The following is a 26,770-nucleotide window of genomic DNA, read 5'->3' as shown; positions in this document are numbered from 1 at the left end:
CGTTTGTTATAATAGTCCTATTGTACGAGTATTATCGAACTATTTTTTAACGGTTGACCTATTGTTGATATAGCTCAATCTCACGCGAGACGCAGGAAAACGATGATCCCAAACCACCCGGAACCTGAACAAATACTGCTGGAAAATGTGCTGTTCGCCCTCGGCAATCCGCTGCGGCTGGCGATTATTCGACGGCTGGCCGACGGCAGTGAGCTGAGCTGCAACGCGCTGCGCCCGGACGAGGTGGTGAAATCAACCATGACTCACCACTGGCGTGTACTGCGCGACAGCGGCGTGATCTGGCAGCGCCCGCAGGGGCGCGAGAATATGATTTCACTGAGAAGAGAAGATCTGGACGCCCGCTTTCCGGGGCTGATGGCGATCCTGTTACAGTCGAAATCATAAGCGCTCTGACTGTTGCCCTTCGGCCAGCGCGCGCAGCGTAGCTTTGAGCCAGTTCGTGACGCCTCGTTTCCCGCTGCGCTTGTGCGAATAAATTTTTACTTCAAACGGACTGATGTGGAACGGTAAATCAAAAATTTTAATACGGGTAGCTGGCAGCAGCTTTTCAGCGGCGAATCGCGGTAACGCCATCAGCAGATCGCTTTCTGCAATAACAAACGGGGCGCTGAGCATAGACGGGGTTTTGATCGCAATGTGTCGGGTATAACCCATGCGTTCCAGCTGCAAATCCAGCACCCCCTGCTTCTCATTCCACGGCGTAACCACAAGATGCCGGGCGGCGAGATAATCCTCCAGCGTGAGCGCGCTCCGGCTCGCATTGCTAATCACCACATATTCATCTTCGAACCAACTGATCTCTTCCAGCTCCGGGTACCGGCGATCCTCAATGGTGCTGAATCCCAGGGCCAGATCCACCTCTCCTGCCAGTAATTCCGTCAACGCCGGGCTGTGCGGCAAATATCGTAATTCCAGACGCAAGCCAGGCGCCGCATGTTGAAGCGTATTCATGAGCGCAGGGAATATGCAGAACGCGGTAAAGTCCGTTATCGCGATCTGCAAACACGCTGTACTGATAGCAGGATCAAATTCCGGCTGCGGCGACAGCTCCTGGTCGAGATATTTCAGGGCCGATGCAATAACTGGCGCAAGCTGGGTGGCATAGACGCTGGGACACATTCGATGTCCTTCCCGGTAGAACAGCGGGTCGTTGAGCGAAACACGCAGCCGTGACAGGGCATGGCTGAGCGCCGAGGTGCTCATCGCCAGCTCATCTGCCGCAAGTCGAACGGAACTGTGGCGATAAATCGCGTCAAAAACCGGCAGAAGGTTTAAATCAAGGCGCCTTAAGGCTGGATGCATAATATTCATCATTTATTGATTTCATTGCACTTAATTCTTCTGACATTAGCCTTTATGCTTATCCCCATCAACTACAAACAAAGATAAAGGGAAAGGAATGAGCATTACGATTCGTCAGGCGCGACCTGAAGATGCAGCGGCAATATACGATATGATTTACGAACTCGCAGTCTATGAAAAAGCGCCAGAAGAAGTGGTCACCACGCCGGACGAAATCCGTAAAACGCTGTTTGGTGCAGACAGTAAAACCGAAGCGCTGGTTGCCGAATATGCAGGCCATGCTGTGGGGTATGCCGTTTTTTTCACCAGCTATTCCACCTGGCTTGGTCGCAACGGCATCTATATGGAAGATTTGTATGTCTCCCCGGAATACCGCAGCAAGGGTGCGGGAAAAGCACTGCTTAAAAATATCGCGCAATGCGCAGTGGAACGTCACTGCGGCCGGCTGGAATGGAGCGTGCTTGACTGGAACCAGTCTGCAATTGATTTTTATCTGAGCATCGGCGCGGTACCGCAGTCCGAATGGGTACGCTATCGTCTTGATGGCGAGGCATTGCGGGCATTTGCTGAGTAGCAATGCCATCGCGTGAAACGCCCCTCTTTCTAAGGGGCATAATGTCAATGAAAGCGTTGCTGAAGCACGGTATATCTGAGAAAGAGTTTACCGTCTTTTTTTGTTTTCTCTGAGACGTTCGACGATTCAGCGACCGAGGCTCATTCCGGCTGCGTCAGGCTGTAGACGGGGATCCGCCGGGTTGTCATCGTTAGCGTATCAAACACCTCAGTCTCTGACGTCACAATCCTCGTGCCCGTTTTTCTTAGCCTCTGCACATCGGCCGCGATGCGCTGAATGCCAAACCAGAAAAGCCCGTCGAGCGCCGTTACAGATAGTCCATTTTCGAGTGCCAGTTTGAGTCGTTCCCTGGGCGCTTTCACCTGCTGTGCAATTTGCCGGTAAGGTACTTCACTTCCGCCAGTGCTGTCGCTTCGCTGGATCCGCGTTTTCAGGTGATAGGTAAATTCGTCAGGAACGCCTTCCAGGTCCTGTTTAAGGCTGTAAACGCAGCCAAACCGCTTGCCGTTGAACAGGACATTTTTTTGACTGAGCTGGAACTCATTTCTGATCCCATCAATCAACTGCGGGGCGCGGGTGAGGAGTAACCGGAAGGGAAGCTCAAAGCTGGTCACATAATCCACATTCAGCAGCGCGTGACGCAAACGCTCTTCCGCACCGGATTTTTGCTCGCGACACTCGCGCATCACTTCTGCCCACTGGCGGGTCAGACGTTCTGGCTCGGCGACTTCGGTGAGGAGATATTTTTCAAGGTGATAGTCGACTCTTCCGGTCATATTTTGCATCCCGACAAGGTGGATGCGGTAATTCTATCCAGCGGCGCAGATTTTATAAAGGGCGGAGCGCAACGGCATCCGCCCCCTGTGTTACTGCTGGATACTCGACCGATCCGACATATCGCTGGCAGCGAAAGTTCTGACTGAGGACTGGACCTGTTTTTTTCGCGCATACCGGTCCGGTTGCCCTTCAGGACGCGTTTTGAAGCGACGATGCAGCCACATATATTGCTCGGGTGCCATCATCACCGCACGCTCAATCGCCCTGTTCATCTGCGTAGCCACGGCCACTTTATCGCCTCCCTGCAAGGTATCGCTAATATCGTCCAGGATAATCAGCTCATACCCTGTGCCGTCTGCTTTTCTGCGTGGTACAAACGGGATCACGGCCGGTCTGGCACTTTTCACCAGCATATAGCTCCCGGCAGTTGTCGCGGCGTCCGGGACGGCAAAAAACGGCACAAACACGCTATTCGTTTTTCCATAGTCGTGATCCGGGGCATACCACAGGATCTCGTTTTGCTTAAGCGCGCGGATCATGCCCTTCAAATCGTAACGGTCGAGCATGGTTTTATTGGAACGCAGACGACCGCGCGTCTGTAGCCAGTCGAGCAACGCATTGTTGTTGGGACGATAGACGCCAATACCCGCGTTGAGCATGCCAAAGATGCGTGCGCCTAATTCCAGCGTGAGAAAATGCATGCCAATGAGCACCACGCCCCTTCCTTGCGCCCTTGCCTGTTCCATATGTTCGTAGCCGGTCACGCTGAAGTGTTTGCGCACGCGCCAGTCAGGCCAGAACCACGCGATGCCCGTTTCGATGACGCCCATTCCAACCGATTCAAAATTACGCTCAAGCAAACGCTCGCGCTCACCCTCTTTCATCTCCGGAAAGCAAAGCTCAAGATTTCGTCTGGCGATTTCCACGCGGCGTGGAAGCAGACGCATGGCCAGACGCCCGAGTCCGTGCCCTGCTTTTAACAGAAGCGAATATGGGAGCTGGACCGTACACCAGAGTGCGGCGATGCCTGCCCAACTGAGCCAGTAACGAGGATGAATATAGGCGAGTGAAAACCGAGGTAATTTTGTCATGAAAAAATTATCCTTTTATTATCTGTACTTAATCTGGTGCAGTTGTAGTGCTTACCTGCTGATTTAACGAATATTGTTCGGAGGAGTGAATTGTAGCGGAAACGTTGTGCTGTTTATTATCGATTTTTGCGAAAGGAATGAAAGGCGGGGATCGCCGGGTGATACTGCACCACCCGGCAGGCGAGTTACATCGAATAGCCGGGCTTCTTAATCAGTTCATCCAGTTTAGGTCCAATCTCGGTATCCCAGACCTGCGCCTTCCAGTCAGCTTCCTGGACTTCGTGAAGCGCCACGGAGATTGAGCGATCTTTGCTGTTCAGATGACGGACTATCGTTTCGGCGATATCCGCCGCCAGGGCCGTTTTTTGTTCGTCAGTCAGATCGCGTGGAAAACATTTGATATCAACGTGAGGCATGGGCAGGGCTCCTTTTATAGGTTAGCGTTCCACGTTATCAGATTATGTCGTTAGCTTTTAGCACCTTGTGCAGTTCTGGCAACGCGCAGACGGCATCCGCGATGGCGGTGATATTAGGTGCGTTGGTGGTAAACCACTCATGACCTGGACCCCAGGTACGCACGACGGCAATATAGACGTCAAGCAGCGTAAGCTGTTGGCCAAAGGCATAAGGCGAGGCGCTGAGCTGGCTGTCAAACCACAGATAGAGGGATTTCCGGTACTCAATACAGTTTTTCTTCAGCTGTTCCGGGGCATCAGGCACCCAGCGTTCCGGGTAATCTGCATACGTAAAGGTGGGATAGACGTTCGCCACAAACCAGATGAGCAGGCGCTGAAACTGCTGGCGCTCGGCCTGCCCAACGGGCGGCGCGAGGTCGGGTCGTCTGTCGAGCACCATCAGGGCGATCGCCGCGGTTTCCGTCACGATCGCCCCGTTTTCCAGCTCCAGCGTCGGCACCTGGCACAGCGGGTTCAGTTTCAACAGCAATTCGCGCTGCGGGCCGGGCTGGTCAAACCCATCCACGTTGACGAACTGATACGGGATGTCTGCCAGAGTCAGCATCACTTCACTGATTGCCGATCCCCAGCCGGGTACGCCATAGAGTTTGATCATGTTGCCTCCTCAGGGATGAAAACCCTAAGTGTATACCCGTCATACTTCAAGTTGCAGGTGCGTTGGCTGCATTCACTCACCCCAGTCACGTACTTATGTACGCTCCCGGGGATTCGTTCCCTTGCCGCCTTCCTGCAACTCGAATTATTTAGGGTATAGAGCACCATTAGTAGGTTATCCCGGGTGGATTAACGTCTGAAGACGTCACCGCTTCGCCCGCTTCCCCCCAGCGCGCCAGCACCTTTTGATAATCCCCGCGCTTAATCGCACCGTCCAGCGCAGCCTGCAACGCATACACCAGCCCATTGCCTTTTTTGGTTGTGGTGGCGACATAGGCTTTCTTCGGGCCTAATCCCACGACGCGGGTTTTGCCGGTTAACGCGGCTTTGTAGGCCGAAACGGACTGCGGTCCAAAGAAGACATCCGCCCTGCCGGACTGAATATAGAGATTGCCTGAGGCGTCGTCGGTCAGATAAACCGGCAACGCAGGCTCGCGCCCGGCCTTTTTATTCTCTTCGTTCCAGCCCAGCAGAATACGTTCCTGATTGGTGCCTGACCCGACAATCACCTTTTTACCGGCCAGATCTTTCGCACTGGTGATCGACTGTACGTTGCTGGTGGATTTCACCGAGAAGGCCAGGGAATCGACGCGATAGGTTGCAAAATCGAACTTCTCCTTACGTTGCTCGGTGACGGCGATATTCACCATCGCCACGTCATAGCGCCCGGAAGTGATCCCCAGCGGCCAGTCTTCCCACGCCGTTGGCACCAGCTTCAGCTTCAGCCCCAGACTGCCCGCCAGCAACCGGGCGATATCCGGGTCGCTGCCAATACGGGTGCGGTTATCACTGGCCAGCAGCGCCAGCGGCGGAGAATTCAGGGCTGAAATCGCCACCGTGAGGGTACCCGGCTCAACAAATTTATAGTTCGCCGGGATTTTCGCCACTGCCTGTTGATCAACCGTCACCGGCAGCGGCTGTTCGTTGGCCTTTAAATCAATGCTGGCGTGACTCGCCGTCGTGAAGACCAGCCCCGCCAGGAGTCCATATTTCATCTGCGCTCCTTACAGCACTTTTGAGAGGAACTGGCGCGTTCGCGGATGCGACGGTCGGTTTAACACGTCGTCGCTGCTGCCCTGCTCCACAATTTTACCGTCGACCATAAATACCACCTGGTCCGCCACTTCCCGGGCAAAGCCGATCTCATGGGTGACCACCACCAGCGTAGTGCCGGAGCGGGCGAGCTTTTTAATCACGTCCAGCACTTCGCCAACCAGTTCCGGATCCAGCGCCGAGGTTGGTTCATCAAACAGCATCACGCGCGGGCGCAGCGCCAGCGCGCGGGCAATGGCGATGCGCTGCTGTTGGCCGCCGGAGAGGTGACGCGACCAGGCATCGGCTTTATCGCGCAGACCTACCACATCCAGAAGGCTGTAGGCGTTTTCAATAGCCTCTTTTTTACTGAACTTTTTATGCGCGATGGGTGCTTCAACCAGGTTTTCCAGCACCGTAAGATGCGGAAAAAGATTGAAGTTCTGAAACACGTACCCAACGTTGACGCGCTGTTTGAGGATCTCTTTCTCTTTGAGCTCGTAGAGTTTGTCACCCTGACGGCGATAGCCGATGTAATCCCCGTCAATCTGAATAAAGCCTTCGTCTACGCGCTCCAGATGGTTAATAGTGCGCAGCAGCGTCGATTTTCCCGAACCAGAGGGTCCGAGGATCACCGTCACGGAGCCCGGTGGGATCTCAAGCGTGACGTTATCGAGCGCTTTATGTCGGCCAAAAAACTTACTGACGCCGGTTATGGAAATGTGTCCTTCAGGAGAGGCTTGCATGAACGGGCTCCTGTGCTGACGAAGTGGTGACGGAACGCGCGCGGCTGGTCGCCCGGCTCTGGTTTACGGCGGAGCGGCGCTCGCTGCGGGCGAGTCCACGCTCAATAACATGCTGGATGGCAGACAGTACGGTGGTGATCACCAGATACCAGACGGCCCCCACCATCAACAGCGGGATCACCTCCTGGGTGCGGTTGTAGATCATCTGGATCGTGTAGAACAGTTCCGGCATCGCCAGCACGTAAACCATCGCCGTCCCTTTGGCGAGGCTGATGATTTCGTTAAACCCGGACGGCAGGATGGTACGCAGCGCCTGGGGGAGAATTATGCGCACGGTGCGACGCCACGCCGGCAGACCCAGCGCAGCGGCCGCCTCATACTGACCGTGGTCGACCCCAAGGAAGCCCCCGCGAATGATCTCCGCCGTATAGGCGCTCTGCACCAGCGTCAGCCCCACGATGGCGGTAGAAAACTGCCCGAGAACGTTGATGGTTTCAAAGCTGCCCCAGGTAATGCCGGTAAAAGGCACGCCGAGAGAGAGCGTGTCGTAGAGATAGGAGAAGTTATAGAGGATAATCAGCACCACGATCAGCGGCAGCGATCGGAACAGCCAGATGTAGCCCCACGCCAGGCTGCTCAACAGCCATGATGACGAGAGCCGAGCCAGCGCCAGCATGCCGCCAATCACCACGCTCAGTACGGTGCTTATCAACGTCAGCAGCAGCGTCTGTCCGACGCCTTCGAGGATCACCGGGTCAAAGAACCAGCGGGCAAATACCGCCCACTCCCAGCGCGGATTAAAGGCCACGGACTGGATCACGACAGCCAGCACAAACAGCGCCACCACGGCGCCAGCAGCGCGCAGCGGATAACGTGCCGGGACCACTTTTATGGTTTCAACGTTGCTCATCGTCGCTCCTTATGCGGTTTTGCTGAGCGCTTCGCGGATCAGCGTCTTGGTGAAACGCAGCCGACCGTCGAACGGCGGCTGGCTATACTCTTCCGGGTCGCGGTTGAGATCGAACTGCGGCTGATACCCCTGACTGAGATAGAGCCGCACCGCCTCCGGCTGACGAAACCCCGTAGTCAGGTAGATGTGGCTGTAGCCCGCCAGCACCGCCCGGCGCTCCAGCTCCTGTACCACGCGCGCGGCCAGTCCCTGCTGGCGCAGCGTTTTATTCGTCCATATACGTTTGATCTCTGCGGTATGTTCGTCGAAGGGCTTGTACGCCCCGGTGGCGACGATCTCACCCTCGCGCTCCAGGACGATAAACAGCCCCTGCGGCGCCAGGTACCACTCTGTCAGCTCGACTTCCGCATCCTTTGAAAAGTAGTCGCCGTAACGAGCGGCGTACTCACCGAAAAGCCCCGAGATAATGGGCTGAAGATCGGCATCTTCCGGCGAAACGTCACGAAATTGTTCCTGCATAGCGCCTCCTTAATCGCCCAGACCCGCCGGGTTAACTTCGGAACTGGAGATACGCTCCACGCCTTCCCCCCAGCGGTTTAGCACCTTGTCGTAATCTCCGTTCTTGATTGCGCCGTTCAGCGCGGTTTGTACCGGTTCGACCAGGCCGCTGCCTTTTTTCAGCGTCACCGCGATATGCGCCGCCTTCGGCCAGCCGCCGTCGACGCTGCCGACCAGTTTGGTTTTACCATTAAGCGCCGCTTTCCAGGCGCCGATCACGTTCGGGCCAAAGTAGGCGTCCGCGCGTCCCGACTGAAGCGCCAGCGTTTGGGCCGCGTCGTCTTTGGTGTAGATCGGCGTAAAGGGTTTAAGCCCTTTCTTGAGGTTCTCTTCGTTCCATGCCAGCAGAATGGCTTCCTGGTTGGTGCCGGAACCCACGATGATGCGCAGCCCGGCGATATCCTCTGCCTTCACAAGCGAGTTGATGGGACTGGTGGATTTCACGTAGAAGCCAAGTGAATCCTTGCGATAGGTGGCGAAGTCGAACTTCTCTTTGCGCGCTTTGGTGACGGTGATGTTGCTGATAGCCGCATCGTATTTCCCGGAGGCCACCCCCAGCGGCCAGTCCTCCCAGGAGGTGGGAACCACGTTCAGCTCCAGCCCAAGGCTGTCCGCTACCAGACGCGCAATGTCGACCTCACTTCCCAGCAGGGTTTTGTTGTCGTCGGAAAACACCGTCAGCGGCGGTTGATTCAGTCCCGCCACCGCCACGGTAAATTTCCCCGGCACGGCAAAGCGATAGTCTTTCGGCAGTTGCGCGATCGCATCGCTGTTTTTGGCGGTATTGATCGGCGTTTTATTGGCCTCAATGCTCACGCCGGTGCCGTTAATATTGACGTTCTCTGCCCAGACGACAGGGGTAAAGGCCAGCGCAAGCGCCAGAATAAGCGATGATTTCTGCATAGCGTTTTTCTCTTTTATTGTTGTGTGAACTGATTTTTGGGCTCGTCTAAGCCCAGACTTTCGCGCAGCGTGGTGCCGGGATAGTCGGTGCGGAACAGGCCGCGCGCCTGTAAAAGGGGGACCACCTGGTCGACAAAGCGCGGGAAGGTGTCCGGCGTACCGCCCTGAATGATGAAGCCATCCGCCGCCTTCTCTTCGAACCAGGCCTGTAAACCATCGGCCACCTGCTCCGGTGTGCCGGAAAAACGCGGGCGCGGCGATGCGGCTTCCAGCGCGACCTGACGCAGAGTTAAGTTGCGCTCACGGGCGTTACGCTTGATTTCATCGGTGGTGCTGCGGAAGCTGTTTTTGCCCAAATCGCCAATATCCGGGAACGGCGCGTCGAGGGGATACTGGCTGAAGTCGTGATGCTCGAAATAACGTCCGAGGTAATTCAGCGCATCATTAATGGAGACCAGTGCCGCCGTGGTTTGATACTGGTTTTCTACGTCATCGGCGTCGTTTCCAACAATCACGCTGACGCCCTGGAATATATGTAAATCCTCTGCGCGACGGCCGTGACTTTCCAGCTGCTGTTTAACATCGCGGTAAAAAGCCTGGGCTTCTTCCAGCGTGTCATGGTGGGTAAAGATGGCGTCAGCGTGTTTTGCCGCCAGCTTTTTACCGTCGTCGGACGCACCAGCCTGAAAGACAATCGGACGTCCCTGCGGCGTGCGGCCAATATTCAGCGGGCCGGAAACCTGGAAGAAATCACCGTGGTGATCCAGAGTATGCAGTTTCGACGCATCAAAGAACTGTCCGCTCTCTTTATTGCGGATAAAGGCATCCCCTTCCCAGGAATCCCACAGCCCCTTCACCACGTCGAGATACTCATCGGCAATGCGGTAGCGCAGCGCATGCTCCGGGTGTTTTTCGCGGGAGAAGTTCTTGGCTGACCCTTCCAGCGGTGACGTCACCACGTTCCAGCCCGCGCGTCCGTTGCTCAGGTGATCGAGGCTGGCGAACTGGCGTGCAGCGGTGAAAGGCTCGCTGTACGAGGTGGATAACGTGCCGACCAGCCCCAGGCGCGAGGTGATACTCGCCAGCGCGGACAACAGCGTCAGCGGCTCAAAGCGGTTTAAAAAATGCGGAATGGATTTCTCGTTAATATAAAGACCGTCGGCCACAAATATAAAGTCGAGCTTGCCCTCTTCTGCTTTTAAAGCCGTTTCTTTGACGAAATCAAAATTAATGCTGGCATCCGCGACCGCCGCCGGGTGGCGCCAGGCAGACATATTTCCGGATGCACCATGCAAAATGGTCCCCAGCCGCAATTGACGATGTGCAGACATATTCACCTCAAATTAATTAAACGTGTTGCAGGGCTTTTTCCGCGAGCTGAGCAAAATAGCGGGCAGCGGGTTCGATTAATGCTTCGTCCGGGTTAAATGCCGGGTGATGTAACCCAAACGGACTGTTGCTGCCAATGCTGACAAACGCGCCGGGTATGTTTTGCAGATAGACCGCGAAATCCTCCCCGCCCATGTGCAGTTCCGCATGCCGGGTTTCATATCCCGCTTCGCGCGCGACCGAGGTGGCAAACCCCGCCCAGTGTTCATCGTTCACCAGCGCGGTGGGCCCGGCGTACCAGGTGATGTTGATCTGCGCGCTAAAGGCGCTGGCAAATCCGGCGGCGATTTCACCGACGCGCGCTTTCACGTTCTGCTGCACTTCCGTACGGTGCGTGCGCAGCGTGCCCTCCAGCTCAACGCTTTCCGGCAGCACGTTCCAGGTATTCCCCCCGGCGATGCGCGTCACGCTCAGAACAACCGAATCCAGCGTATTGACGTTACGGCTGGCAACGCTTTGCAGCGCGGTCACCAGCTGGCTTGCCAGCACGATGGCGTCGTTGCCTTCATGGGGACGTGCGGCATGCGCGCCTTTGCCGGTAACATGAATAACGAAGCGATCGACGTTCGCATAGAATGGGCCGCCGCGCGTAGCAAACTCGCCGACCGGCAGTGAAGGCTCGTTATGCATTCCGAAAATCGCGCGTACGTCACGTAACGCCCCGGCCCGCACCATACTTTTTGCTCCGCCGAAATTCTCTTCCGCAGGCTGGAACAGGATCCGCACGCGACCGTTGAGCGAGGCTTCCCGCTCCTTTAGCTTTAACGCAGCGCCGAGGATCACGCTGGTGTGGATGTCATGGCCACAGGCATGCATCACCCCCGCACGCCGGGAGCTAAACGGCACCCCACTGCGCTCGTCGATGGGTAACGCGTCGATATCGGCACGCAGCGCAACCAGTGCGTTGCCCGTGCCGATCTCCGCAACCAGCCCGGTCTGGAGATCGTAAGGCAGCGGTGCAATACCGGCCGCCGTCAGCCACTCGCGCAGGCGCGCCGTTGTTTCGACCTCCTGACCGGAGAGTTCAGGGTTCTGGTGCAGCTCACGGCGCCAGGCAATCAGTTGTTCGCTAAAGCTCATACGGTCACCTCCCTGTTAAATCGCGCCTCGGCCAGCAGTCGCAGTGACTGCGCGCGCGTTGCGCCATCAGCGACCGGCGTGTCGATGATAAATTCGTCAATTCCCCACTGCTGATGCAGCGCGTTGAGCTGTTCAAGCACCGACGCCGCCGTTCCGGCCAGCAGAGACTGCGCCCGACGCGCGATGCGCACCGGGTCACTCCCCGCCTGCCGCGCAAAGGCGTAGGCCTGTTCTTCGCTGGCCACGGTGACGCGCTGTCCGTTTACCAGCTCCACGCCCCACACTTCAACCTTCTGCGCCAGCGCATCGGCCTCAGCCTGGGTTGGGGCAACAATGACCTGCACGGCCACAATCACCTCCCGGACGCTGTGTTGACGCCACGCTGTGACGACCTCGCGCAGCAGCTCAGGATCACCGTTCAGATGGGCGGCAAAGACAAAATGCCAGTCGAGGGAGGCCGCCAGTAGCGCGCTTTCGGTACTGGCGCCCAGCAGAAATCCCCGGGCAGGCACCGGCGGCAGCGGCGTGGCGCGAACGTCCTCCTCCGCTGACTGATTTTCAGGGCGGATCCAGCGATCAAGCTGCGTCAGTTGTTCAGTAAAGCTGCCTTTTTCCTGCGGATTTAGGCCGTACTGCAAGGCGCGGGTAGAGAGCGGCAGACCGCCGGGCGCTTTGCCAACGCCCAGATCAACCCGGCCCGGCGCAATGGCGGCCAGTACGTTAAAATTTTCGGCGACTTTATAGGGGCTGTAATGTTGCAGCATGACGCCGCCTGAGCCCACGCGAATACGTTTTGTTTGCCCGAGGATCCAGGCAATCAGCAGCTCCGGCGAGGGGCTGGCAAGCTGCGGGGTATTGTGGTGTTCGGCAATCCAGAAGCGGTGATAACCCAGCGTTTCTGCCTGTTGCGCCAGTGCTAAGGTTCGCGCCAGCGCATCGGCGGCTGTTTCGTGTTCTGCGACGGGGCTTTTATCCAGAATGCTGATTCGCCATGACATGTTGCGTTCTCGTTTGACTTAACATGTCGTCATTATTAAAGGCGGATTTCACCTCTGAGAAACAATTAATTTACATTTGGATTGCCGGAAATCAGCTATAGCTTACCGCTACTCGTTCGGATACTGCTCGTCGGTGACCTTCTCCAGCCATGCCACCGGGCTCCCGTCGACAGCTTCTGCGATGGCGATATGGGTCATGGCCGTCTGCGCGCTTGCGCCGTGCCAGTGCTTCACGCCGGGTGGGATCCAGGCGATATCACCCTGATTCAGCGGTTCCGCCTCTTTCCCCCACTCCTGTAACCAGCCGCGCCCCTGCGTCACGATCAGCGTTTGTCCAAGAGGATGCGTATGCCAGGCGGTACGTGCGCCGGGTTCAAAGGTGACGGTCGCGCCGCCGACTTTTGCCGGTTCAGTCGCCTGGAAAGGTGCGTCAATGCGCACGCTGCCGGTAAACCAGGCCTCTGGCCCATGAACGGAAGGTAGCGAACCGCTACGGATAATTTTCATGATCTACTCCTCGTTTGCTATTGCGTTAACAGTAGCGTAAAGCCATGGGGAGCATTAGAGTGCATAATCAGAAAGGAACTATGAGTTCAATTCATAAATAGGATAAGCCGCCATGTTAAAAGACAACTTCAACGATCTGCTCTCCTTTATGGTTGTCGCCCGGGAGCGCAGTTTTACCCGCGCCGCGGCGCAGCTTGGGGTATCTCAGTCGGCGCTCAGTCACGCAATGCGCAATCTGGAAGCGAGGCTGGAAGTCCGTCTGTTAACCCGCACCACCCGCAGCGTGGCCCCTACCGAGGCCGGCGAGCAACTCTTCATGCGCTTAAGCCCCCATCTGCTGGAGATCGAGCAGGAACTTACCGCGCTGCGTGATACCCGCGACAGACCTGCCGGGAATATTCGCCTAACCGCCGGGGAGCACGCCATGTCTGCCGTGCTGTGGCCTGTGCTTAAACCCTTTATGGCGCAGTATCCTGACATCAACGTTGAAGTCACGGTGGACGATGGGCTGACAGATATTGTCGATGGCCGCTTTGACGCGGGGGTGCGTCTGGGTGAGCAGGTGGCGAAAGATATGATTGCGGTACGTATTGCGCCGGACATGCGCATGGCGGTCGTCGGGTCGGCAGACTATTTGCATCGTTTCGGGGTACCGGAAACGCCGGAGCAGCTTGATCAGCACCGCTGCATTAATATGCGCCTGCCCACACGCGGCGGATTATATGCCTGGGAATTTGAACGGGACGGACGTGAGCTGCGCGTGCGGGTTGACGGCCAATTGATCCTAAACAGCCTGCCGCAACGCATTGATGCCGCCGAAAACGGTCTGGGGCTGGCGTACGTCCCGGAAGATGCGGTTCAGGACGCCCTTGCTGAGAGCCGGTTAGTGCGTGTGCTTGAAGCCTGGTGCCCGGCTTTTACGGGATACCATCTGTACTATCCGAGCCGCCGCCAGCACACTACCGCGTTTGCATTACTTATTGCAGCCCTGCGGCATTCATAAGCTCTACCTATAAGTAACTATTAAGTAAACCTGATGATTAAATCAGCATTCGCAGACCTTTTTGCCTAAAAAAACGTCACGATTCAGCGCGTTGTGATCGCAGTCTGCTCTGACCACACGATTTCCTTCGACGAGCATCACTTTCGTCACGGTTATATTTTGCGTCGCTTATCAATTGCGGGTAGGATGCCTCGCCATGTTTTGCCTTATCCATACACAGAATGACTGGAAAGGCAGCATGTGTCTGCGCAGAAGCAATCGTTTGTTTCGGCTTCTGCCAGGCAGGACTATCACGTTAATGGTTCAGACAGGCAAACAGGTAACTCAATGAAAACAAGCAATAAAAGCGCAGCCGATCATCATGCTGCTAAACGTCGCTGGTTGAACTCTCATGAAGAGGGCTATCACAAGGCGATGGGCAACCGTCAGGTTCAGATGATCGCCATCGGCGGCGCTATCGGTACAGGTCTTTTTTTAGGTGCAGGCGCACGTCTGCAAATGGCTGGCCCCGCTCTCGCCCTGGTCTATCTGGTGTGCGGTATCTTCTCTTTCTTCATTCTTCGCGCCCTCGGCGAGCTGGTGCTCCACCGCCCTTCCAGCGGCAGCTTTGTCTCTTACGCCCGTGAATTTCTCGGTGAAAAGGCCGCGTATGTCGCGGGCTGGATGTACTTCGTTAACTGGGCAATGACCGGTATCGTCGATATCACCGCCGTTGCGCTGTACATGCATTACTGGGGCGCGTTTGGCGATGTGCCGCAGTGGGTGTTCGCCCTCGGGGCGCTGGCAATCGTCGGGACCATGAACATGATTGGCGTGAAATGGTTCGCCGAGATGGAGTTCTGGTTCGCGCTGGTGAAGGTGCTGGCCATTGTGATCTTCCTGGTGGTCGGGACCGTATTCCTCGGCACCGGTAAACCGCTGGACGGCAACGCCACCGGCTTCCACCTGATTACCGATAACGGTGGTTTCTTCCCGCACGGCCTGCTGCCAGCGCTGGTTCTGGTCCAGGGCGTGGTATTCGCCTTTGCCTCCATCGAACTGGTCGGTACGGCGGCAGGTGAATGTAAAGATCCGCAGACGATGGTGCCAAAAGCCATCAACAGCGTGATCTGGCGTATCGGTCTGTTCTATGTAGGCTCCGTGGTATTGCTGGTACTGTTGCTGCCGTGGAATGCATACCAGGCGGGGCAAAGTCCGTTTGTGACCTTCTTCTCTAAGCTGGGCGTGCCGTACGTGGGCAGCATCATGAACATCGTGGTACTGACTGCCGCGCTTTCCAGCCTGAACTCCGGGCTCTATTCGACGGGCCGTATCCTGCGCTCCATGTCGATGGGGGGCTCTGCGCCGAAGTTTATGTCGAAGATGAGCAAGCAGCAGGTGCCTTACGCGGGTATTCTGGCTACGCTGGTGGTGTATATCTTTGGCGTGTTCCTGAACTATCTCGTGCCGTCTCAGGTGTTTGAGATCGTGCTGAACGTCGCTGCGCTGGGCATCATCGCCTCCTGGGCCTTTATCGTGGTGTGTCAGATGCGTCTGCGCAAAGCAATTAAAGAAGGGAAAGCGGCTGACGTCAGCTTCAAGCTGCCGGGCGCGCCGGTAACATCCTGGCTTACCCTGCTATTCCTGTTGAGCGTGCTGGTGCTGATGGCGTTCGACTACCCTAACGGCACCTACACCATCGCTACAATCCCGCTGCTGGCGGTGCTGTTGATTGCTGGCTGGTTTGGCGTGCGTAAACGCGTGAATGAAATCCACAGTACCGCCCCGGTTCATCCTGGAGATGATAAACAGGATGGTCCGCTGGTGGAAGAGACGTCGCGTTAATAAAAAAGCCGGGTGGCGGCTACGCCTTACCCGGCCTGCATTTCATTGTTTTCCAGGCCCGGTAAGCGCAGCGCCACCGGGCAATTCCCACCTTAAAGCGCGATACGAATCACATCGTCAGGCTGAGTGGCTTCCTGCTGACGGGTAGACTTCTGTTTCACCGTCACGTACAGCGTTTTACCGTCCGCAGACAGCGCCAGGCTGTTCGGGTAAACCGGCGTATCGAAGGTTTTGGTCACTTTGTAAGTTTTGGCGTCAATCACGCTCACCTTGCCCGCCTCGCGGTGCGTCACATAGGCTTCGTTACGCGCCGGGTTAAACAGTACGGCCAGCGATTCTGGCGCGGCGATTTTCTGCATTACGCTGCCATCTTTCAAATTCACCACCAGCACTTCAGGCTGTTTTGAATCCGTCACAAACGCACGTTGGCCGGCAGTGTCCAGGCTCAGGTTCAGGTAGAAGTGCTCTTTTCCGTCTTCCTGTACTTTCTTACGGCTGAGGATTTTGTTGGTCGCGGTATCAATGGTCACCAGCTCACCGTCCGCATTGGTGGTATACAGGCGTTTTGCCTTCGCATCCAGCGCCAGTCCGGTGCTGAACGTGCCGGTGTTCGTGATGGTGTCCTTCAGCTTCAGCGTTGCGCCATCAACAACCCAGATCACGCTCTCCTTGCCGATGCCGGTAATGTATACCGTATTGGTCGTGTCATCGGCCACCAGCTGGCGCGGCTGAAGCGGCTTCACCGTGTCGCTACGTTTGCGATCGTCCAGCACCAGGCGCCCTTTCACCTCGCTCGTTTTGGCGTCAATCGCCGTCACGGCACTGTTGACGGTGTTACCGAACCACAGCGTCTGGGTGGCGTTATCGATCGTGGCGCCAAACGGCTTGAGATCGTTATGAATCGCCTGCGTCACTTCCAGCGTGACCGGATCCAGACGATAGACCACGCCGCCCTTATCGGTTTTGCGGCTTTGTGACGTCGCAACCCACAGCGCGTTTTCCTGCTGGCTGACGGCCATTTCATACGCGCCCTTGCCGACCGCTTTGCGCAGCATCTCTTCAGCGGCATGAACCTGGAACGTACCGGCAAACAGTAAAGAACCCAACAGCAGAGACCCACGCAGGCGCGGCGAGCACAGATGACGTAAAGACATAACAATTCCTTTTTAAATGAGGATATTTACCGCTGACATCGCTTCCGGCGGGCAAAGTCATCGCTTTGCCGTTATTTTAATGAGAATAGTAATCATTAATGAGTTGAATGTGGAGTATTTCTTTCCTGCAAAACCTTACATTCACGAAATGTGCGGTTATAGTTTTCATAACATTTACAAAGGATTTAACATATATACACAGGTTCCAGTTGATTTGGTTCGAATTTTTTCTTAACCGGCTTACTCCATGAAAATTATTACTGCCCATAAGGCCTCACTCCCCCTGTTGTTCGTTCCCGTCATTTTTGGCCCGCTGAGTGCGATGGCCGCGGATGAACAGACCATGATCGTCAGCGCCACGCCGCAAACCGTCTCAGAACTGGACACCCCGGCCGCAGTCAGCGTGGTGAGCGGCGAGAATATGCGACATGCCACACCGCGCATCAACCTTTCTGAATCCCTTGGGAGCGTACCTGGCCTGCAAATCCAGAACCGCCAGAACTATGCTCAGGATCTGCAACTTTCCGTTCGCGGATTCGGCGCGCGCTCAACCTTCGGCGTACGCGGGATCCGCATGTACGTGGACGGCATTCCGGCAACCATGCCCGATGGCCAGGGGCAGACATCAAACATTGACCTCAACAGCATAGAGAGCGTCGATGTGCTGCGCGGCCCCTTCTCTGCCCTGTACGGTAATGCCTCCGGCGGCGTGATCAATATCAACACCCAGACCGGACAACAGCCAGCCACCATTGAAGCCAGCAGCAATTACGGCAGCTACGGCACCTGGCGTTACGGTATGAAGGCCACCGGGGCGGTGGGTGATGGTACTCAGGCGGGCGATGTGGTTTACGCCGTATCCACTACCCGTTTCACCACCCATGGCTATCGCGACCACAGCGGCGCGCGCAAAAACCTCGCCAACGCGAAACTGGGCGTGCGCATTAATGATGTCAGCAAGCTGACGCTGATTTTTAACAGCGTGGACATGAAAGCCAACGATCCGGGCGGACTGAGCTATCAGGAGTGGCAGAACAACCCGCGCCAGTCACCACGTGGCGATCAGTACAACACGCGTAAGACCATTAAGCAGACCCAGGCCGGGATCCGCTACGACCGTCAGCTGAGCGAACAGGACGACCTCAGCGTGATGATGTATGCCGGTGAGCGTGAAATGACTCAGTACCAGTCCATTCCGGCGTCCACTCAGCGCGAGAATCCTGCGCATTCGGGCGGTGTGATTGATATGCAGCGTCACTATCAGGGTATTGATACGCGCTGGACCCACCGCGGTGAGCTGCTGGTTCCGGTGACATTTACCACCGGGCTGAACTACGAAAATATGAGTGAAAATCGTCGCGGGTATGAGAACTTCGTGATGGACAACGGCGTGCCGGATTATGGCGTGAAGGGTAATAAACGCCGTGACGAACGCAATCTGATGTGGAACCTGGATCCCTACCTGCAAACCCAGTGGCAGCTAACGCAAAAACTGTCCTTAGAGGCGGGCGTACGTTATAGCTCCGTCTGGTTTGACTCCAACGATCGTTACATTACCCCGCAAAACGGTGATGACAGCGGCGACGCCAGCTACCACAAATGGCTCCCGGCAGGTGCGGTGAAATACGCCGTGACCGACGCATGGAACCTGTATGCCGCGGCAGGACGGGGATTTGAGACGCCGACCATCAACGAACTTTCCTACCGTTCTGATGGCAAAGGTGGCCTCAATATGAACCTGCAACCGTCCACCAACAACACCTATGAGATTGGCAGCAAAACCCGCATCGGCAATGGCATCCTGACGGCGGCGCTGTTCCGCACGGATACCGACAATGAGATCGTGGTGGACGAAAGCAAGGATGGTCGCACGACTTATAAAAACGCGGGAAAAACGCGCCGTCAGGGTGTGGAAATTGCGCTCGACCAGCAGTTTGCCGAGAACTGGAAGCTGAAGATGGCGTGGACCTATCTTGATGCCACCTACCGCACCAACGTCTGTAGCAATGCAGACTGTAGCGGCAACCGGATGCCGGGGATCGCCCGTAACATGGGATATGCGTCGTTTGGCTGGGAGCCTGAGGAAGGCTGGTACGCGGGGGCAGATGCCCGCTACATGAGCGATGTCATGGCCAACGATACCAACACCGCTAAAGCGCCCTCTTATACCGTAGTGGGCCTGAATACCGGGTATAAACTCAACTACGGCAAATGGGGAATGGACGTCTTTGGTCGCGTCGATAACCTGTTCGATAAAGAGTACGCCGGTTCAGAGATTGTTAACGCTGGCTACAACCGCTATTACGAACCTGCCCCTGGTCGTAACTATGGCGTGGGCCTGTCGGTCTCTTATCGTTTTGAGTAAACCATTCTCCGGCAGCGCACGTTGCCGGTAAAAAAATAGGCAAAATAACATCATTCCCGGTTGCCTGATGCGCCGGGAATATAATCAAGGACGTTTGATACAAATAAACAAATAAGTGCGCCAGAGGGATCCTTAACTGTAGTATTGCCGTTGCAGAAGAATATTGGCTTCATCAATGGCTTTGTCGATCGCTTCCCGGCTGGCCGTCACATCCCTTTGCTCAAGCGCAGAAAGCAGATCGTCATAATGATAGGTCGCTGCGGGAACCTCGCTTAACTCTTCATGCAGATAGTGAATGCACGGACCAATCCGTACCCAGAGCTGCTCAATGAGCGAGTTAAGGGTCGGCATCTCGGCATACTGATAGAGCGTGAACCGGAACACGCGGTTGGCATGGATCGCTTTCTGTACATCGCCCTGATGCATGGCGGCACTGAAGTTATCTGACAGCGCGCGTAACGCATCCAGTTTGGTCTCGGTCATATTCTGGCACGCCGCCGCAACGGCCATGGGTTCAAGCTGCTTTCTGATGGCGTTAATTTCGTTATAGCGTTACAGCGTCACTTCTGGCACCAAAAACGCCTGCGCTGGCGTGGCCTGTAATGCCCCCGCCGACACCAGGCGCAGCAGGGCTTCGCGCACCGGTGTGATACTGGTGCCCAATTTATCCGCAATCTCTTTTGTAACGAGTCGAGCCCCAGGTTTTAATGAGCCCGTAATTAATGCTCCCTTTAAACTGTTCTCTACTTGCAAAGTCAGACTGATTCTTTGTGCTTTTTCCATATGTTCCAAATCAAGCATGTTTAATTCCCGTAGCCAAACAAAATGCCATTTTCAGCGTCTGTTTAAAAAAACATCGCCGGTAAGATATATCCTGTATCGTCATGCCTGGTATGAGGGGCGCGCGTAATATTAAAATCGTTCAAATAATATTGCATTTTTTACTTCTGGCTCAGCTGGGCCGAGGCGCGCAAAGCTTATGGATTAATTAAAGACAATATATCGTATCTTCACAAATAATTATGGCGGACACTGCCCGCCATAACCGATGCTCTGTTTAGTCGGCCGCCACGCGGATCACAACCTTGCCGAAGTTTTTCCCCTCAAGCAGGCCAATCAGGGCGTCCGGCGCCGCGTCCAGCCCTTCCGTTACCTGCTCGCGATAGTGAATTTTGCCTTCCTGCACCCAGCGGCCCATTTCCTGCTGGAACTCGTCAATACGATGACCATAGTCCTGCGCGATAATAAAACCCTGCATACGGATGCGTTTTTTCAGGATGGTCCCCATCAGTAGCGGTAAGCGGTCCGGACCCTCCGGCAGGTTGGTCGCATTGTAGCCGCTGACCAGTCCGCAAACCGGCACGCGCGCGGAGGTATTCAAGAGCGGCAGCACGGCGTCAAAGACTTTACCGCCGACGTTTTCGTAATACACATCAATGCCCTGCGGGCAGGCTTTTGCCAGTTGTTCGTCAAAATCATCCGCATGGTGATCCAGACAGGCGTCGAAACCGAGCACGTCGACCGCATGACGGCATTTTTCGTCCCCGCCAGCCACCCCGATGACCCGGCATCCTTTGATTTTACCGATCTGCCCCACCGTTGCGCCGACCGGCCCCGTGGCCGCCGCCACGACAAGGGTTTCCCCTGCCTGAGGCTGGCCGATATCGAGCAGCCCCATATACGCGGTGAAGCCCGGCATCCCTAGCACGCCGAGTGCCCATGAAGGATGCGACGGGTTTTCACCCAGCTTCACCAGCCCCTGCCCGTCGGATAGTTCATACTCCTGCCAGCCGCTGTAACCCAGAACCCATTCACCCTCTTTATAATCCGGATGACGGGAGGTCTCGACGCGGCTTACCGTGCCGCCCACCATCACCGCGCCAATCTCGACCGGAGGTGAATAGGATGGCGCATCGCTCATACGGCCTCGCATGTACGGATCAAGCGAGAGCCATACGGTGCGTAATAACACCTGCCCCTCTGCGGGCGCGGGGATCGGCTGCTCTTCCAGGCGGAAATTATCGGCAACCGGCGCGCCGTGTGGACGGGAAGCCAGTACCCAGCGTCGGTTTTGCGTAGTAGATTGACTCATTCATCGCTCCTTACTGCTGAAAATGTCATTCAAGTCTGGCACGTTATCCTGCGGATCGCCTGTGCATTATGAGCCGGACTGATTAAGCCGCACGACCAGATAAAGGCACGATTCATCCGTTTCGTTGATAAACCGGCAGTCGTTTGGCGGCCCGAGTTCCAGACAATCTCCGGCCTTCATTTCATGGCGAGTATCCCCCTCCAGAAAGACCAGTTCACCTGCCTGCAACCAAATCAGCTGTCGTGCCAGCGCATAAGAGGAGGCGGGCATCGGCACATCGCTGCCTGCGGGTAGCTCCACCTGGACGAGGTCGATAGGCATATCGCTGCGCGGCGACACATGGCGACGCAAATAGTGGGTTTGCGGATCGCGCCAGACGGGCTGGTTCGCCAGACGTAACAGTTTGCCCTCCTGCATTTCCGCGCGCGCAATAAGCGTAGACATGCTAATACCGAAGGCACCGGATAACCGCGCAAGCAGCGTCGCCGTTGGGCTACTGTCACCCCGTTCAATCTTATGGATCATGGCGCGTGAGATACCTGCCCGTTCGGCCAGTTCGCTTAATGACCAGCCCCGCGACTCGCGTTCAAGGCGTATGCGGGCGCTAATGCGTTGATTCATATTGTCTGTCATTGTATTCATGACGTCATACTATAGTGTACGGATGGTTTTTCGGGGCAGTTTTGTGACAAAAAAATAGGGATTTTGTCGTAGCGATGCAATATAAGAACTGTGTAATATTGTGAGTAAATCGTACTACTATAGTGAACAACACAGCCAGAGGTTACCCATGATTGTTCGTCATGCCTGCAAAGAAGATTGTGCCGCTATCGGTGAAATTTATAACCATGCGGTGCTGCACACCGCCGCCATCTGGAATGATAAAACTGTCGACATCGATAACCGTATCGCATGGTTTGAGGCGCGTACTCTGTCGGGTTATCCAGTGCTGGTCAGTGAAGAAGACGGAGTGGTGACGGGATACGCCTCATTTGGCGATTGGAGAGCGTTCGACGGATTTCGCCACACGGTGGAGCACTCGGTGTACGTTCATCCCGAACATCAGGGCAAAGGCATTGGCCGGCTGCTAATGACGGAGTTAATCAAGGAAGCCCGCCAGATCGGTAAACACGTGATGGTTGCCGGTATTGAGGCGCAGAACCAGGCGTCAATTCATCTGCACGAAACCCTGGGCTTTATTACCACCGGCAATATGCCGCAGGTGGGAACCAAATTCGGTCGCTGGCTGGACTTAACCTTTATGCAGCTCCAGCTTGATGAGCGCAGCGATCCGGATGCTCTGCCATGAATCAATCGTTGACGTTAGCGTTTCTGGTAGCCGCCGGGATTGGGCTGGTGGTGCAAAACACCCTGATGGTGCGCATTACGCAATCTTCCTCCACCATTCTTATCGCCATGCTGCTGAACTCGCTGGTGGGGATTGTGCTGTTTGTCAGCATTTTGCTGGTGAAAAATGGCCTGGCGGGGTTTAACGAACTGGCGTCAACGGTGCGCTGGTGGACGTTGATCCCCGGCCTGCTGGGGTCTTTTTTTGTCTTTGCCAGTATTAGCGGCTATCAGAATGTGGGCGCGGCAACGACCATTGCCGTCCTGGTGGCAAGCCAGCTGATTGGCGGCCTGGTGATGGACATCCTCAAGAGCAACGGCGTTCCCCTGCGCGCGCTGGTTGGCCCGGTCTGCGGCGCAGTGATGCTGGTGGTCGGCGCCTGGCTGGTGGCGCGGCGCCAGTTTTAACCCTTACAGAATAGTCCCACCCTGCGTAAGGTGGGCATGGCGTGCCTCCGCCTCTTCTTTATGCTGCTTACCATGATGCGCAATCGCGGTGCGCAGGCGCTGCTGCTGGGTATAGCGATCTTCACGGCTGAGCTCTGCATCATCGCTTAATTCGATCAGCAGTTCGTTCATGTGAGTAATTACGCTCTCTTCGATGGTGGCATCGACGCGGGCGATAACATCATTTAAATGTGACATTGTCACTCCTTTTCACGTGCCCGGTGGCGCTACGCTTACCGGGCCTACATTTGACACCCGAGGCCGGGTAAGGCATAGCCGCCACCCGGCAAAATACGATCAGTTCAGCTTCGCTTTCGAGAAGTCACTGCCCATCAGACTCACGCTGTACCCGCTCACGTTGCTGCGGGTCGCGTAGAACGTTTTGCCGTTAGCTAACGCAATCCACGGTGCCTGCTGGTAGAAAATCTCCTGTGCCTGGCCATACAGCTTCGCACGTTCGTCCGGGTTGCTGGTCAGTTTGGCCTTTTGCACCAGCTCATCATACCCCTTATCACACCAGCGCGCGGCGTTAGATCCGGTTTTGATGCTGTTACAACCCAGCAGCACATCGGCGAAGTTGTCCGGATCGCCGTTATCAGACATCCAGCCGAACAGCGCGGAATCATGCTCGCCTTTGCGCATGCCGGAGAGATATTCCCCCCACTCGTAAGAGACGATTTTCGCCTTCACGCCCACCTTCGCCCAGTCAGCCTGGATCATCTCTGCAATGCGTCGGGAGTTCGGGTTGTACGGACGCTGAACCGGCATGGACCAGAGGGTCACTTCCGCGCCTTTCTCCAGACCCGCCTGCTTCAGCAGCGCTTTCGCTTTTTGCGGATCGTAGCCGTAATCCTTCAGGTCTTTATTAAAGCCGAGCATGTTCGGCGGGATCGGCGATTTAGCGACCGTACCAGACCCCATAAAGACCGCGTTCACAATGGCCTTTTTGTCCGTCGCGTAATTCAGAGCCTGGCGCACCAGCACGTTATCAAACGGTTTTTTCTCTGTGTTGAACGCCAGGTACCCCACATTCAGCGCATCCACCGAGTGCAGCGTCAGGTCTTTGTTTTTCTTGATCGCTTCAAACTGCACCGGCGACGGCGCAGGAATGATCTGACACTCGTTCGTTTGCAGCTTCGCCAGACGCGTCTCAACGTTTGGCGTGATGGAGAAGATCAGGTGTTTGGTCGGCACCTCACCGTCCCAGTAGTTCGGATTGGCGACGTAGCGGATCAGCGAATCCACCTTGTACTGCTGAAGCACATACGGCCCGGTGCCGATTGGCCAGGTGTCCACATTTTCAGGCGTGCCCTTTTTCAGCATCGCGTCCGCGTACTCGGCAGAGAGGATCGAGGCGAAGTCCATTCCCCAGTCGGCCAGGAAAGCCGCGTTGGGTTCGCTCAGCGTGAACTGAACGTGATAATCGTCGATCTTTTTCACATCCTGAATGAGCTTGTCGAGGCCCACGTCATTAAAGTATTCGTAATTACCCTGGGAAACATTGTGATAGGGATGCTTAGGGTCTTTCTGACGCATAACGGAGAAAATAACGTCATCAGCGTTAAAATCACGGGTCGGTTTGAAGTATTTATTGCTGTTGAATGTCACCCCTTTACGCAGGGTAAACGTGTATGTTTTGCCGTCTGGCGAAATGGTCCACGACTCCGCAAGAGAAGGCACCGGCGTGTTTTTTACCGGGTCGAAGTTAATCAGACGGTTATACAGCGTTTGCGAGCTGGCGACAAACGAGGGGCCAGAGCTGGCGATCTGCGGGTTAAACGACTCCGGCGACGCCTCGGAGCAGTAGATAATGGTGTCTTTGTTTGCCGCCCATGCGGCGCTTGCCGGTAGCAGCGCGCTCAGCGCGAGGGCGAGCACGGTTTTCCCTGTAAACATAATTATTACCCTTTCGGTTTTATTATAGTGAACAGTAATAACAGCACAGACGTTTTGGCCTGACAAATAACGAATCACTATCAGGTTATTCTAAAGCCGTACATTTCGCTGGTTTTAGCATCAGCCCGCAGAAACCGATTTGCCTTAAGGTCCATTATTCGTCAAGCACAACCGTTACGATCAATGCCGCAAGAAATCGTCCCTTTTGTCGTCTCCTCCGCCGTTTGCTTGCTTACCTGTTTCGTTAAAGTAATGGCGTGAAGAAGTCTACAGGACCAAATCGTGGCAAAAACACTTTTACGCAGCGGTAATCTGGATGATTTTCAGGCCGTTGGCGGCGGCGGACAGGCCGTTTTTGAATCAGCGCTGCAAATCCGCGAAGCGCTTCGGTTGCGCAAACAGCAGGCTATCGTCGATTGCCTGGCCATTCCCCAGGTCAATGACGGCGGCGATCGCGTTGACTGGTACTCCCCGGTTGAGGGAACCGTCTCCAGCTGGAAGGCGGCGGATGAAGACGAGCGTTTTCGCGCCCTGCGCTATCTGGAAAACACGCTCGCCAGCATGGAGTCGCTGAGTAAAAAATGCCTTCAGTCACCGAAAACGGCGCAGCAACTGTTTGGATCTCTGCTCTCTAAAGCGTTCCAGTTTCCCGGTGAAAACTTTGTTTTCCTGGTGGATGGCAAACCGGTGATCTGCTTCTGGGGTTTCGTCAATCTTAACGAAAACGGGCGCGACGACGTGCTGGACTGCCTGCGCGAATCGTTGGTCCCTGAACCTGAACCCGTGATGATTAACGAACCTGAACCTGAACCCGAGCCAGAACCGGCCCCGGTGGTGACCTTCGAGCAGGCCGACGCGCCGCTTATCACGCCTGTGGCTACCGTCCGTATCACCGAAGATGAGCTGTATACGCCAGAGCCGGTGCGCATGAACACCGTGCCGTCAGAGCCCGCACCAGCGGTGGTGCAGAAAAAACGTCGCTCCCCCCTGTGGTTGCTGCCGGTTGCCGCCGTCATTATTGCAGCCATTGCCACGCCGCTGCTCTGGCCAAAACAGGCCCCGACCGCAGCGCCAGTTACCTCACCAGCGCCAGCACCTGTCGCCATTGCTCCGGCCCCCGTGAAGACGGTTGAGCCGCTTGAGCTGAAACTCCCACTGCATCAGGCAGAAGTGGTAGAGCCGAAGGTGAAGACGCCTGCCCCGGCAGCCGAACCGGTGGTCATTACCGCGATACCGAAAGATGCCATGGTAATGGAAGCAAACCAGGTCAAAGCGGGGTTAACGCGCTTCCTGAACGGCACCTGGCGCGCGTTTCTCGATGTGCAGGATCCGCTCACCGGCAAACCGCCGTCTCTGCGCTACCAGATCCAGAACAATAAAGGTTTCGCCCGGGTCGTGCATGGCGACAACATTGTCTGCCGGGTAGACGTCTTTTCCGGATTACACAGCAACGGTGAGCTGTTGATCAAAACGCGCGGAAACGCTCGTTGCACCGACGGTTCACGCTATCCGATGCCGGAAGTGACCTGTAAGGCAGGTGCCAGCGACGTGGCGGAATGCACCGCACGTTACGATGCCAACACCGTCGTTCCTCTGACGTTCAAGAAAGCAGGTGTCTGATCCT

25 protein-coding genes and 2 pseudogenes are annotated in these 26,770 nt (G+C 55.9%); 8 read left to right on the top strand and 19 right to left on the bottom strand.

Annotated features, from left to right (window positions below; all coding sequences use genetic code 11):
* Positions 1–102 precede the first annotated feature (102 nt).
* Positions 103–405 (top strand): ArsR/SmtB family transcription factor, encoded by a 303-nt coding sequence (locus ACOT0L_RS08560; protein WP_022648218.1) that lies wholly within the window; start codon positions 103–105, stop codon positions 403–405.
* On the opposite strand, the gene ACOT0L_RS08555 is transcribed toward ACOT0L_RS08560, so the two are convergent.
* Positions 400–1,335, bottom strand: coding sequence for a LysR family transcriptional regulator (locus ACOT0L_RS08555; RefSeq protein WP_022648219.1), 936 nt, complete (start codon positions 1,333–1,335; stop codon positions 400–402). The genes ACOT0L_RS08560 and ACOT0L_RS08555 overlap by 6 nt on opposite strands.
* 85 nt (positions 1,336–1,420) lie before the next feature.
* Here ACOT0L_RS08555 and ACOT0L_RS08550 point away from each other — a divergent pair, with 85 nt between their 5' ends.
* Positions 1,421–1,897 (top strand): GNAT family N-acetyltransferase, encoded by a 477-nt coding sequence (locus ACOT0L_RS08550; RefSeq protein WP_022648220.1) that lies wholly within the window; start codon positions 1,421–1,423, stop codon positions 1,895–1,897.
* Positions 1,898–2,037: 140 nt separating this feature from the next.
* On the opposite strand, the gene ACOT0L_RS08545 is transcribed toward ACOT0L_RS08550, so the two are convergent.
* The 12 genes and pseudogenes from ACOT0L_RS08545 to ACOT0L_RS08490 all read right to left on the bottom strand — a co-directional run bounded on the left by ACOT0L_RS08545 (position 2,038) and on the right by ACOT0L_RS08490 (position 13,018).
* Positions 2,038–2,673 carry a helix-turn-helix domain-containing protein gene (locus ACOT0L_RS08545; protein WP_126502982.1) on the bottom strand — a complete coding sequence of 212 codons (636 nt, stop codon included), beginning with the start codon at positions 2,671–2,673 and terminating at the stop codon, positions 2,038–2,040.
* A 90-nt stretch (positions 2,674–2,763) separates the two neighbouring features.
* Positions 2,764–3,765, bottom strand: coding sequence for a Kdo(2)-lipid IV(A) acyltransferase (locus ACOT0L_RS08540; RefSeq protein WP_126502981.1), 1,002 nt, complete (start codon positions 3,763–3,765; stop codon positions 2,764–2,766).
* Positions 3,766–3,950: 185 nt separating this feature from the next.
* Complete coding sequence (gene pptA, locus ACOT0L_RS08535) at positions 3,951–4,181, bottom strand: tautomerase PptA (protein ID WP_022648223.1); 231 nt, start codon at positions 4,179–4,181, stop codon at positions 3,951–3,953.
* 37 nt (positions 4,182–4,218) lie between these two features.
* Positions 4,219–4,836 carry a glutathione S-transferase family protein gene (locus ACOT0L_RS08530; protein WP_022648224.1) on the bottom strand — a complete coding sequence of 206 codons (618 nt, stop codon included), beginning with the start codon at positions 4,834–4,836 and terminating at the stop codon, positions 4,219–4,221.
* 166 nt (positions 4,837–5,002) lie between these two features.
* Positions 5,003–5,890: an ABC transporter substrate-binding protein gene (locus tag ACOT0L_RS08525; RefSeq protein WP_126502980.1), complete on the bottom strand. Its 888-nt coding sequence runs from the start codon at positions 5,888–5,890 to the stop codon at positions 5,003–5,005.
* Positions 5,891–5,899: 9 nt separating this feature from the next.
* Entirely contained in the window at positions 5,900–6,673 is a 774-nt protein-coding gene (locus ACOT0L_RS08520) for an amino acid ABC transporter ATP-binding protein (protein ID WP_022648226.1), read from the bottom strand.
* Positions 6,657–7,583, bottom strand: coding sequence for an amino acid ABC transporter permease (locus tag ACOT0L_RS08515; protein ID WP_022648227.1), 927 nt, complete (start codon positions 7,581–7,583; stop codon positions 6,657–6,659). Before ACOT0L_RS08515 ends, ACOT0L_RS08520 begins: the two co-directional genes overlap by 17 nt.
* Before the next feature lie 9 nt (positions 7,584–7,592).
* The gene (locus ACOT0L_RS08510) at positions 7,593–8,102 is read right to left on the bottom strand and encodes a GNAT family N-acetyltransferase (RefSeq protein WP_126502979.1); all 510 of its coding nucleotides are present in this window, start codon (positions 8,100–8,102) and stop codon (positions 7,593–7,595) included.
* A gap of 9 nt (positions 8,103–8,111) precedes the next feature.
* A pseudogene (locus tag ACOT0L_RS08505) lies at positions 8,112–10,375 on the bottom strand (NtaA/DmoA family FMN-dependent monooxygenase).
* 16 nt (positions 10,376–10,391) lie between these two features.
* Positions 10,392–11,513: an amidohydrolase gene (locus tag ACOT0L_RS08500; protein WP_017382285.1), complete on the bottom strand. Its 1,122-nt coding sequence runs from the start codon at positions 11,511–11,513 to the stop codon at positions 10,392–10,394.
* Complete coding sequence (locus ACOT0L_RS08495; RefSeq protein WP_022648232.1) at positions 11,510–12,511, bottom strand: MsnO8 family LLM class oxidoreductase; 1,002 nt, start codon at positions 12,509–12,511, stop codon at positions 11,510–11,512. Before ACOT0L_RS08495 ends, ACOT0L_RS08500 begins: the two co-directional genes overlap by 4 nt.
* 108 nt (positions 12,512–12,619) lie before the next feature.
* A complete protein-coding gene (locus ACOT0L_RS08490; RefSeq protein WP_022648233.1) occupies positions 12,620–13,018 on the bottom strand; it encodes a (R)-mandelonitrile lyase in 399 nt (132 codons plus the stop codon).
* Between the two features lie 112 nt (positions 13,019–13,130).
* Here ACOT0L_RS08490 and ACOT0L_RS08485 point away from each other — a divergent pair, with 112 nt between their 5' ends.
* Both ACOT0L_RS08485 and ansP read left to right on the top strand, forming a co-directional pair.
* Entirely contained in the window at positions 13,131–14,021 is an 891-nt protein-coding gene (locus tag ACOT0L_RS08485; RefSeq protein ID WP_126502977.1) for a LysR family transcriptional regulator, read from the top strand.
* A 327-nt stretch (positions 14,022–14,348) separates the two neighbouring features.
* Positions 14,349–15,845: an L-asparagine permease gene (gene ansP / locus ACOT0L_RS08480; RefSeq protein ID WP_022648235.1), complete on the top strand. Its 1,497-nt coding sequence runs from the start codon at positions 14,349–14,351 to the stop codon at positions 15,843–15,845.
* 92 nt (positions 15,846–15,937) lie between these two features.
* Here ansP and ACOT0L_RS08475 read toward each other — a convergent pair whose 3' ends face one another.
* On the bottom strand, positions 15,938–16,999 hold the full coding sequence (locus ACOT0L_RS08475) for a YncE family protein (RefSeq protein ID WP_022648236.1): 1,062 nt from the start codon (positions 16,997–16,999) through the stop codon (positions 15,938–15,940).
* Between the two features lie 247 nt (positions 17,000–17,246).
* Between ACOT0L_RS08475 and pqqU the strand changes: the two genes are divergently transcribed.
* A complete protein-coding gene (gene pqqU / locus ACOT0L_RS08470; RefSeq protein WP_126502976.1) occupies positions 17,247–19,364 on the top strand; it encodes a TonB-dependent receptor PqqU in 2,118 nt (705 codons plus the stop codon).
* 132 nt (positions 19,365–19,496) lie between these two features.
* On the opposite strand, the pseudogene ACOT0L_RS08465 reads toward pqqU, so the two are convergent.
* From ACOT0L_RS08465 to ACOT0L_RS08455, 3 genes and pseudogenes are all read right to left on the bottom strand, one after another.
* Positions 19,497–20,165 (bottom strand): annotated as a pseudogene (locus ACOT0L_RS08465) (GntR family transcriptional regulator).
* 256 nt (positions 20,166–20,421) lie between these two features.
* The gene (locus tag ACOT0L_RS08460) at positions 20,422–21,456 is read right to left on the bottom strand and encodes an NADP-dependent oxidoreductase (protein WP_063145853.1); all 1,035 of its coding nucleotides are present in this window, start codon (positions 21,454–21,456) and stop codon (positions 20,422–20,424) included.
* Positions 21,457–21,522: 66 nt separating this feature from the next.
* Positions 21,523–22,098, bottom strand: coding sequence for a helix-turn-helix domain-containing protein (locus tag ACOT0L_RS08455; RefSeq protein ID WP_017382277.1), 576 nt, complete (start codon positions 22,096–22,098; stop codon positions 21,523–21,525).
* A 148-nt stretch (positions 22,099–22,246) separates the two neighbouring features.
* Between ACOT0L_RS08455 and ACOT0L_RS08450 the strand changes: the two genes are divergently transcribed.
* Positions 22,247–22,765, top strand: coding sequence for a GNAT family N-acetyltransferase (locus ACOT0L_RS08450; RefSeq protein WP_063145852.1), 519 nt, complete (start codon positions 22,247–22,249; stop codon positions 22,763–22,765).
* Positions 22,762–23,211: a DMT family transporter gene (locus ACOT0L_RS08445; RefSeq protein ID WP_022648242.1), complete on the top strand. Its 450-nt coding sequence runs from the start codon at positions 22,762–22,764 to the stop codon at positions 23,209–23,211. The genes ACOT0L_RS08450 and ACOT0L_RS08445 overlap by 4 nt, the downstream gene beginning before the upstream one ends.
* Before the next feature lie 3 nt (positions 23,212–23,214).
* On the opposite strand, the gene ACOT0L_RS08440 is transcribed toward ACOT0L_RS08445, so the two are convergent.
* Positions 23,215–23,448 carry a YdcY family protein gene (locus ACOT0L_RS08440; protein ID WP_022648243.1) on the bottom strand — a complete coding sequence of 78 codons (234 nt, stop codon included), beginning with the start codon at positions 23,446–23,448 and terminating at the stop codon, positions 23,215–23,217.
* 99 nt (positions 23,449–23,547) lie between these two features.
* Positions 23,548–25,146, bottom strand: a complete 1,599-nt coding sequence (locus ACOT0L_RS08435) for an ABC transporter substrate-binding protein (RefSeq protein ID WP_126502975.1) — start codon at positions 25,144–25,146, stop codon at positions 23,548–23,550.
* Between the two features lie 282 nt (positions 25,147–25,428).
* Here ACOT0L_RS08435 and ACOT0L_RS08430 point away from each other — a divergent pair, with 282 nt between their 5' ends.
* Complete coding sequence (locus tag ACOT0L_RS08430; RefSeq protein ID WP_126502974.1) at positions 25,429–26,766, top strand: SrfA family protein; 1,338 nt, start codon at positions 25,429–25,431, stop codon at positions 26,764–26,766.
* The last annotated feature ends 4 nt before the right edge of the window (positions 26,767–26,770 follow it).

The organism is Enterobacter cloacae complex sp. XAL002, assembly GCF_049236805.1.
Classification (GTDB): Bacteria; Pseudomonadota; Gammaproteobacteria; order Enterobacterales; family Enterobacteriaceae; genus Enterobacter; species Enterobacter intestinihominis.
The sequence above is the reverse complement of the archived record's forward strand: the minus strand, read 5'-3'. Positions and strand labels throughout refer to the sequence as shown.

What these genes read in the sequence shown, in the direction of transcription:
- ACOT0L_RS08485 (WP_126502977.1), top strand. Translation starts at nt 13,131, where the DNA reads ATGTTAAAAGACAACTTCAACGATCTGCTCTCCTTTATGGTTGTCGCC.
- ACOT0L_RS08545 (WP_126502982.1), bottom strand. Translation starts at nt 2,673, where the DNA reads ATGACCGGAAGAGTCGACTATCACCTTGAAAAATATCTCCTCACCGAA.
- ACOT0L_RS08510 (WP_126502979.1), bottom strand. Translation starts at nt 8,102, where the DNA reads ATGCAGGAACAATTTCGTGACGTTTCGCCGGAAGATGCCGATCTTCAG.
- ACOT0L_RS08555 (WP_022648219.1), bottom strand. Translation starts at nt 1,335, where the DNA reads ATGATGAATATTATGCATCCAGCCTTAAGGCGCCTTGATTTAAACCTT.
- ACOT0L_RS08455 (WP_017382277.1), bottom strand. Translation starts at nt 22,098, where the DNA reads ATGAATACAATGACAGACAATATGAATCAACGCATTAGCGCCCGCATA.
- ACOT0L_RS08515 (WP_022648227.1), bottom strand. Translation starts at nt 7,583, where the DNA reads ATGAGCAACGTTGAAACCATAAAAGTGGTCCCGGCACGTTATCCGCTG.
- ACOT0L_RS08450 (WP_063145852.1), top strand. Translation starts at nt 22,247, where the DNA reads ATGATTGTTCGTCATGCCTGCAAAGAAGATTGTGCCGCTATCGGTGAA.
- ansP (WP_022648235.1), top strand. Translation starts at nt 14,349, where the DNA reads ATGAAAACAAGCAATAAAAGCGCAGCCGATCATCATGCTGCTAAACGT.
- ACOT0L_RS08550 (WP_022648220.1), top strand. Translation starts at nt 1,421, where the DNA reads ATGAGCATTACGATTCGTCAGGCGCGACCTGAAGATGCAGCGGCAATA.
- ACOT0L_RS08530 (WP_022648224.1), bottom strand. Translation starts at nt 4,836, where the DNA reads ATGATCAAACTCTATGGCGTACCCGGCTGGGGATCGGCAATCAGTGAA.
- ACOT0L_RS08435 (WP_126502975.1), bottom strand. Translation starts at nt 25,146, where the DNA reads ATGTTTACAGGGAAAACCGTGCTCGCCCTCGCGCTGAGCGCGCTGCTA.
- ACOT0L_RS08440 (WP_022648243.1), bottom strand. Translation starts at nt 23,448, where the DNA reads ATGTCACATTTAAATGATGTTATCGCCCGCGTCGATGCCACCATCGAA.
- ACOT0L_RS08520 (WP_022648226.1), bottom strand. Translation starts at nt 6,673, where the DNA reads ATGCAAGCCTCTCCTGAAGGACACATTTCCATAACCGGCGTCAGTAAG.
- ACOT0L_RS08495 (WP_022648232.1), bottom strand. Translation starts at nt 12,511, where the DNA reads ATGTCATGGCGAATCAGCATTCTGGATAAAAGCCCCGTCGCAGAACAC.
- ACOT0L_RS08525 (WP_126502980.1), bottom strand. Translation starts at nt 5,890, where the DNA reads ATGAAATATGGACTCCTGGCGGGGCTGGTCTTCACGACGGCGAGTCAC.
- pptA (WP_022648223.1), bottom strand. Translation starts at nt 4,181, where the DNA reads ATGCCTCACGTTGATATCAAATGTTTTCCACGCGATCTGACTGACGAA.
- ACOT0L_RS08460 (WP_063145853.1), bottom strand. Translation starts at nt 21,456, where the DNA reads ATGAGTCAATCTACTACGCAAAACCGACGCTGGGTACTGGCTTCCCGT.
- ACOT0L_RS08445 (WP_022648242.1), top strand. Translation starts at nt 22,762, where the DNA reads ATGAATCAATCGTTGACGTTAGCGTTTCTGGTAGCCGCCGGGATTGGG.
- ACOT0L_RS08490 (WP_022648233.1), bottom strand. Translation starts at nt 13,018, where the DNA reads ATGAAAATTATCCGTAGCGGTTCGCTACCTTCCGTTCATGGGCCAGAG.
- ACOT0L_RS08500 (WP_017382285.1), bottom strand. Translation starts at nt 11,513, where the DNA reads ATGAGCTTTAGCGAACAACTGATTGCCTGGCGCCGTGAGCTGCACCAG.
- ACOT0L_RS08475 (WP_022648236.1), bottom strand. Translation starts at nt 16,999, where the DNA reads ATGTCTTTACGTCATCTGTGCTCGCCGCGCCTGCGTGGGTCTCTGCTG.
- pqqU (WP_126502976.1), top strand. Translation starts at nt 17,247, where the DNA reads ATGAAAATTATTACTGCCCATAAGGCCTCACTCCCCCTGTTGTTCGTT.
- ACOT0L_RS08560 (WP_022648218.1), top strand. Translation starts at nt 103, where the DNA reads ATGATCCCAAACCACCCGGAACCTGAACAAATACTGCTGGAAAATGTG.
- ACOT0L_RS08540 (WP_126502981.1), bottom strand. Translation starts at nt 3,765, where the DNA reads ATGACAAAATTACCTCGGTTTTCACTCGCCTATATTCATCCTCGTTAC.